4 protein-coding genes are annotated in these 6,023 nt (G+C 49.8%); 3 read left to right on the top strand and 1 reads right to left on the bottom strand.

From position 1 onward, the window contains the following. A partial coding sequence (locus MHN01_RS13710; RefSeq protein ID WP_239411858.1) for a hypothetical protein occupies window positions 1-198 on the bottom strand: 198 nt, incomplete at its 3' end. A 454-nt stretch (window positions 199-652) separates the two neighbouring features. On the opposite strand from MHN01_RS13710, the gene nosR reads away from it, so the two are divergent. From nosR to nosD, 3 genes are all read left to right on the top strand, one after another. Next, entirely contained in the window at window positions 653-2,785 is a 2,133-nt protein-coding gene (nosR, locus tag MHN01_RS13705; protein WP_239411857.1) for a transcriptional regulator NosR, read from the top strand. 125 nt (window positions 2,786-2,910) lie between these two features. Beyond that, entirely contained in the window at window positions 2,911-4,815 is a 1,905-nt protein-coding gene (gene nosZ, locus MHN01_RS13700) for a TAT-dependent nitrous-oxide reductase (RefSeq protein ID WP_239411856.1), read from the top strand. A 94-nt stretch (window positions 4,816-4,909) separates the two neighbouring features. Continuing rightward, a partial coding sequence (gene nosD / locus MHN01_RS13695; protein WP_239411855.1) for a nitrous oxide reductase family maturation protein NosD occupies window positions 4,910-6,023 on the top strand: 1,114 nt, incomplete at its 3' end.

The following is a 6,023-nucleotide window of genomic DNA, read 5'->3' as shown; positions in this document are numbered from 1 at the left end:
CACAGGCATAGGTATATCCGCCAAGTTTGAATAGTGCTGGTATAAATTTCTGTGCTCTTCACTTTCAGGCCGGTATTTGGAAGCAAAAAACTTATACTTGGGCTCAGCATGATCTGGCTCCGGCGTACTTTGGAGGATAAAGAAGCCCGCAACACCCATCAGCGCGATAGCAACAAAAAATTGAATAAAACGAATCACCGCAGTTCCTTTTGATAACCGTTCAATGCGACCTATCGTGGAGCATCATCCACAACAACTGTACATGTATTATTTCGGTTAAATGATAAATCTCTTGAGCCAGAAAATGAAAAAACGTTTCACAGCTAACTTCATAACGACGACATAGAGTGCCACATCATCACTATCGATAGATATATGCAACACAGGAACATCGACAAAACAGTGTGTCGTGTATCACTAATCACCATAAAAAATAAGCACTTCCATCCATGTTATCTATTCTTTAAAAGTCAAATCTATTACCCGGTTACCAAGTGGCTCCACTCCGTAAGTAATAGAGTTCTCAATTCGACAAGATAAATGTAACAACATGTGAAGAAATTGATCTTAATCATGAATAGCGCCTTAAAGATACATCTAAAATACCACATTAAAGATAACCACTTGGGTAACACTGCCCGGGAGTTCGTTGGTGAAAACAATCAATCTAATAAATACCGCGATATTACGTGTGATCTTATTCTTTTCGCTCTTTGTCGGCGGAATCGCACCGGCGCATGCCCTGTTTGTTAGCCCGCCCAAAGACCCCATTCCTCTTATCAAAGAAACCTTTCCTGACGCGACTCGAATTGAAGACAAGCAGGGCGAGCCCCCGGTTTGGCAGGTCTACCGCGGTGATGAAGTTTTAGGCTATGCCTTTGAAACCAATGATATAGCAGAAATACCAGCCTATTCAGGCGAACCGGTCAACATGCTGGTAGCCATCGATCCCAAAGGTAACTACCTGACAGCCAAGGTCCTCGAGCATCACGAGCCAATTATTCTGGCCGGTATTCCGGAGCAAAAACTATGGCGGTTCGCCGATCAATACACCGGCTTGTCCGTCAAAGATAGGATCAAAGTCGGCGGTAACGAAAATCAGGGCTATGTCGCTGTTGATGGCCTGTCTGGGGCAACCGTAACTGTGATGGTGATGAATGTAGCCATCACCAAGGCCGCAACAAAAGTGGCTCAGTCACTGGGCATTGTTAAGAAAGAACAAGGCATCATTCAGCCACCGTCCACCATACACCAGGACCAGTTTGAAAAAGCCAACTGGCTCCAGCTAACTGGCGATGGCTCCATCCGCAAGCTCTACCTTACCAACGAGAAAATCGATGAGGCCTTTGTTGGTACCGAGGCCGAGCACGTTGATAACGCCCCTGCAGATGAAAAGCAGGAGATGTTTGCCGAGATCTATTACGCGCTGGCAGATGTGCCGACCATCGGCCGCAACCTGTTCGGCGATGCCGACTACGAATGGCTGACATCCTCCCTCAAGCCCGGTGAACATCTGGTCGCTGTACTGGGTAACGGTTACTCGTTCAAAGGCTCAGGTTATGTGCGTGGCGGGATATTCGATCGCATTCAAATCCACCAAGGCGAAAATGAAGTTTCATTTCGCGATCTCGACCACAATAGAGTTACCGATCTCTATATCGACGGTGCGCCGTCATTCCAGGAAATGTCAGTATTTCGGGTCCAGGCACACCATGAACTTGATCCCGGAGCTAGCTGGCAGCTCGAACTTCTGGTAAGACGCCAGACCGGCCCGGTAGACAGCATTTTCACCAGCTTCAAAGGCAGCTACGACATGCTGGAAAAATATGTCGACACACCACCTGCTATTGTTCCCGAACCTGAGCTATCACTCACCCAACAAGTATGGAAAGAGCGCCAGGTCGAGGTGGTTATCCTGCTCGCGTTGCTAGGCGTGCTGCTATTAATCCTGTTCTTCCAGGACATACTGGTTCGACACCCAACCTTTGTCCATAACCTGCGTCATGGGTTCCTGGCGGTAACCGTCGTATTCATCGGCTGGGCCTGGAGCGGGCAGCTGTCTGTAGTGAATGTCTTCACCTTCCTGCAGGCGCTCATGAGTGATTTCTCGTGGGATCTCTTCCTGCTTGATCCGATTATTTTCACCCTGTGGTGTGCCGCGGCCGTTACTGTTCTGCTGTGGGGTCGCGCCGTGTATTGTGGCTGGCTGTGTCCGTTTGGTGCCCTACAGGAGCTGGTCAATCAGTTCGCCCGTCACTTCAGAATTCCGCAATTTGAACTACCTTATGCGGTTCATGAGCGCTTATGGGCAATCAAATACCTGATCTTGTTAGTTCTGTTCGGGATCTCTCTCGATTCGCTGGCTCTGGCTGAGCAGTTTGCAGAGATTGAGCCTTTCAAAACAACCTTCTTGCTGAAATTCGACCGGGAGTGGCCGTTCATTGCCTGGGCTGCATTTCTCATTCTGGTGAACCTGGTTAATCGCAAACCCTTCTGTCGCTACCTGTGTCCACTGGGTGCCGCACTATCAGTAACCAGCGGTATGCGCCTGTTTAGCTGGTTAAAGCGCCGTCCTGACTGCGGCACGCCCTGTAAGACTTGCGCCAAGGAATGCGAAATCCAGGCTATTCAACCTGACGGCGAGATCAATATGCGGGAATGTCATTATTGCCTCGATTGCCAAATCACCTACTACAACGAAGAAAAATGCCCGCCGCTTAAAAAGCTGGCGCGCAAAAAACGCCGGAACACTGAACTGGATATTCCCGTCGCTGTTACCGACTAGAAACACATAAACCGAATAAGTTCCGAGTAAAAAGGAAACACGAGTAGAAGACAGTCCACCAAATACAGATGTCCCTACAACTTTAATAACCGTGGCGTGTAAATTAACGGTATGGAGAGCCAACCATGAGTGACAACAAGAACAATGATCTGATAGAGCAATCTCATCAAGACACCTTACAAAACGAAGAAAGGCGTAAGTTTTTCGGTAAAACTGCTGCTATCGGACTAGGCGCAGCCGTCGCTCCGATGTCAGCAGCCATGTTTGCCTCAATGGCCCAGGCCAAAGCATCAGAAGTTGCAAACAGCCCGTTTATCCATCCGGGTGATCTGGATGAATACTATGGTTTCTGGAGCGGCGGTCACTCTGGTGAAGTTCGTATTCTCGGCTTGCCATCAATGCGTGAACTAATGCGTATTCCGGTCTTCAATACAGACAGCGCAACTGGCTGGGGTCTCACCAACGAGAGTAAGCGAATCAAAGGTGACAGCGCCGATATGCTGGCCGGAGACTCCCATCACCCGCATATGAGTATGACCGACGGCCGCTATAACGGTAAATACGTTTTCATCAACGACAAGGCCAATAGCCGCGTAGCACGTATCCGCTGTAATGTAATGAAAACGGATAAGATGCTGACCATTCCGAATGTCCAGGCAATCCACGGCCTGCGGGTTCAGAAAGTACCTGAAACCAAGTACGTGATCTGTAACGGTGAGTTTGAAATCCCGATGAACAACGACGGTAAGTCGACGCTGGAAGATGTCAGCACCTACCGCTCGCTGTTTAACGTGGTTGATGCCGAAAAGATGGAAGTGGCTTTCCAGGTAATGGTCGACGGTAACCTCGACAATACCGATGCCGACTACGACGGCAAGTACTTTGCCTCAACCTGTTATAACTCCGAAATGGGGATGAACCTGGGTGAAATGATCACCGCCGAACGCGATCACGTGGTTATTTTCAATCTCGAACGTTGTGAAGCCGCGCTCAAAGCCGGCGAGTTCAAAACCTACAACGGTAACGATGTCCCTGTACTGGATGGCCGCAAAGGCTCCGAGCTGACCCGCTATATTCCGGTACCTAAATCTCCGCACGGTCTTAACACCTCCTCGGACGGCAAGTACTTCGTTGCCAACGGTAAGTTATCACCAACCGTCTCTGTCATCGCCATCAACAAACTGGACGATCTGTTCAGTGACAAGATCAAACCACGTGATGCCATCGTAGCCGAACCTGAGCTGGGCCTGGGTCCACTTCACACCGCCTTTGATAACCGAGGTAATGCCTATACCACCCTGTTCCTGGATAGCCAGATAGCGAAATGGAACGTGGAAGATGCCATCAAGGCTTACAACGGCGAAAAGGTAAACTACATTCGCCAGAAACTGGATGTGCACTATCAGCCGGGCCACAACCATACCTCCCAGGGCGAAACACGAGATGCCGACGGCAAATGGCTCATCTCTCTTTGTAAGTTCTCGAAAGACCGCTTCCTGCCAGTCGGCCCGCTACGCCCTGAAAATGACCAGCTGATTGATATCTCCGGTGACGAAATGAAACTGGTTCACGACGGACCAACCTATGCCGAACCGCATGACTGTATGATTGTTCACCGCAGCAAGGTCAAGCCGCAGAAGCTGTGGACTCGCGATGATCCAATCTTCGCCGAGACCCTGGCGATGGCCGAAAAAGACGGTGTCGATGTCATGACCCAGAACAAGGTGATCCGAGACGGCAACAAAGTACGAGTCTATATGACCTCGGTTGCGCCAAACTTCGGTATCTCCGAGTTCAAGGTCAAGCTAGGCGACGAAGTCACCATGGTTGTTACCAACCTCGACATGGTAGAGGACGTCACCCACGGGTTCTGTATGACCAACCACGGCGTACAGATGGAAATCGGCCCGCAGGCAACGGCATCCGTTACCTTCATCGCCAACAAGCCGGGTGTTCAGTGGTACTACTGTAACTGGTTCTGTCATGCGCTCCACATGGAAATGCGCGGTCGAATGCTGGTAGAAGCCTGATCGGCTGAAACGGTTAGCAACAACGGCTAACCAGAGCGATAAAGTGCCGGGCATACCGGCACTTTATTCCCAACACCAGGAAGTAAAACAGCCGATGATGAAACCCATAATAGCTCTGTTAACGCTGATACTTTTCCAGCCTGTCGCCCTGGCCAAAACGATACAAGTCACCGTAGACGACAATCTTCAAACCGTTCTGGATTCCGCCTCCGCCGGTGATGTCGTCTCTCTCGCTGCCGGGGAATATAAAGGTAACTTCATCCTGCAACAGGCTATTTCCCTTACCGGAAACAATGTCGCCACAATCAACGCAGGTGGCAAGGGTCATGCCCTGCTCATCAAAAGCTCGGATATCGTGATTGAAGATCTCCGCATCATCAACTGGGGCAGCGACTTAACAGCACAGAATGCCGGTATCTATTCCGATAAAAAAGCCAACAACCTGATCATTCGCAACAACAAACTACAGGGAGACGGTTTCGGTATCTGGCTACAAAGCGGTAAACATATCAAAGTCGAAGGCAACATAGTGGAAGGCAATCCTGCCCTGCGTTCAGCAGACAGAGGCAACGGCATTCAACTGTCAAAGGTGGAAGATGTCGAAGTTACCGGCAATACCGTCAGCAAGACTCGTGACGGCCTGTATATTATTGCCAGCCAATACAATGTATTGAAAAACAACACCATGCATGACTTACGCTACGGGATCCACTATATGTACTCCCACAGCAATGAGGTGCTGGGCAACCTTGCCTACAACACCCGGGCCGGCTATGCGCTAATGAGCTCGCGCAAACTGACCGTGCGCGGCAATGAAAGCCGAGACAGCGAAGATTACGGCTTTTTGATGAATTTCATTACTTATTCCGAGATCAGCCACAACCGTATTACTAATGTCTGGACCAAACCTGAAAACAAGGTTATGGGTCGTGACGGCAAGGGGCTGTTTGTCTACAACTCCGGCTATAACACCATTAGCTACAACACTATCGACACGGCCGAAATTGGTATTCACCTCACCGCCGGTTCAGAGAACGTCAAAGTCTTTGGCAATAGCTTCATCAATAACCCGGTGCAGGTGAAATATGTCTCTAACCGCGAGCAGGAGTGGAGCCAGGAGGAAGTCGGTAATTTCTGGAGCAACTACCTAGGCTGGGACTTAGACAATAATGGCCGAGGGGATACACCTTTTGAGCCCAACGACGGCA

The organism is Photobacterium sp. OFAV2-7, from assembly GCF_022347985.1.
Classification (GTDB): Bacteria; Pseudomonadota; Gammaproteobacteria; order Enterobacterales; family Vibrionaceae; genus Photobacterium.
The sequence above is the reverse complement of the archived record's forward strand: the minus strand, read 5'-3'. Positions and strand labels throughout refer to the sequence as shown.

What these genes read in the sequence shown, in the direction of transcription:
- nosZ (WP_239411856.1), top strand. Translation starts at nt 2,911, where the DNA reads ATGAGTGACAACAAGAACAATGATCTGATAGAGCAATCTCATCAAGAC.